The 1,567-nt window shown below is 61.2% G+C and carries 2 protein-coding genes; both read right to left on the reverse strand.

The window, feature by feature from the left end; translation table 11 throughout:
* Window positions 1–1,274, reverse strand: a 1,274-nt coding sequence (locus H5U02_15475; GenBank protein MBC7343819.1) for a cobyrinate a,c-diamide synthase, incomplete at its 3' end; no start/stop codon positions are given.
* A 17-nt stretch (window positions 1,275–1,291) separates the two neighbouring features.
* Window positions 1,292–1,567, reverse strand: a 276-nt coding sequence (locus tag H5U02_15480) for a dissimilatory-type sulfite reductase subunit beta (protein ID MBC7343820.1), incomplete at its 5' end; no start/stop codon positions are given.

Genomic DNA, 1,567 nt, shown 5'->3' on the forward strand with positions numbered 1-1,567 from the left:
CCAAAGCCGCGCTGGACCCGGTAGAGGAAGCGAACTGCTTCGGTTTCCAGGTTCACCACCTGGGAGTGATGAAATTCATGTCCTCGAATTAGGGTTCCCGGGGCAAAAAGGGGGCTTTCCCTTTCCACCAGCATAGCGGTGTAGCCGTGGCCTTGAGGCTGAGAGGACATGACTACATCATAGGGCAGGGCCCCGCTCATGGCGTACCACCGACCCTGGTAGTTGAGCCGTCTGGCCAGGTACATGAGCCCGCCGCACTCGGCGTAGACCGGCATTCCTTCGGCCACCGCCTGGCGCACTGCCTGGCGCAAGGGCAGGTTGGCCTCAATCTGGCTGGCAAAGATCTCGGGAAACCCTCCGCCTATATATAGCCCATCCAGGTCGGGCAACTCCGGGTCGGTCAGGCTGTCAATAGGCACTAGCTGGGCGCCGGCCTGGATCAAGGCCTCCAAGTTTTCGGGATAGTAAAAAGTAAAGGCTCGATCCCGAAACACCCCCAGGCGAGCCCGCGGCGGCGACGTTCGCTGCTGGCGCTCGCTTTTGGCCTCACTGCCAGGAAGGAAGAAATTGCTGCCGGAGGGGGACGGCAGTGGCGGCGCCTGGCGGGCAATGGCAAGCAACGCTTCCAAATCTACTCCCTGGGCTACTGCTGCTCCACAGGCAGCTAGAGCCTCCGCTAGCTTATGGTTTTCGGCTGCCGGCACCAGGCCCAGGTGGCGGTCGGGGATAGACAGGTCGGCTCGCTTGGGCAGAGCTCCTAGCACGGGCAGGCTGGTATAGTGCTCAATGGAACGGCAGAGCATGTCCTCATGCCGCGGCCGGGCCACGTTATTGAGGATAACCCCAGCCAGCTTTACCTGGGGCTCAAAGTGCTGGAATCCCCGTACCAGGGCGGCGGCGCTCCTGGTCATGCGAGTGCCATCTACCACCAGGATGACCGGAGCGGAAAGGGTGCATGCCAGGTGGGCGGTGCTGTTGGTTCCCTCAAGGTCCAAGCCATCGAAGAGGCCCATGGCCCCTTCGATTAGCGCCAAGTCGGCTCCTTGGCAACAGGCCAGGAAATGTGCTCTCAGCTGCTCGGCCGGCAAAAAGTATAAGTCCAGATTGCGGCAAGGGCGGCCGGCGGCTAGGCTCAGCCAGCTGGGGTCAATATAGTCGGGCCCCTTCTTAAAAGGCTGAACTACCAGACCCCGCTTAGAAAGGGCCTCTATAAGCCCTAGGGTGATGGTAGTTTTGCCTGAGCGCCCGCGGGGAGCGGCAAGTACTAAGCGCACGTTTTTGCCTCCTTGCGCTAATAACGAAAGTGGAGGTCGCGGCGGATGCTGGCTTCGGGAAAGCGCGAGTCCAGCAGTTCTTCTACCGGACCACCGCCGACGGCATCTAGGAAGCGGCTCCAGCCGATGCGATGGATCAAGGCATAGAGCCGTTCGCCGGGCCGAGCCTGGGCCCGCCAAAACTCGATAATGGTTTTTACCCGGTGAATAATCTCGTGGTAATCCAGGGGCACACAATCCACCCGGGGATAGACGATGGCCGCCATTTCTGGGCCACGGCGGCTATTGCCGCC

The organism is Clostridia bacterium, assembly GCA_014360065.1.
In the GTDB taxonomy this organism is placed as follows: domain Bacteria; phylum Bacillota; class DSM-521; order Neomoorellales; family JACIYF01; genus JACIYF01.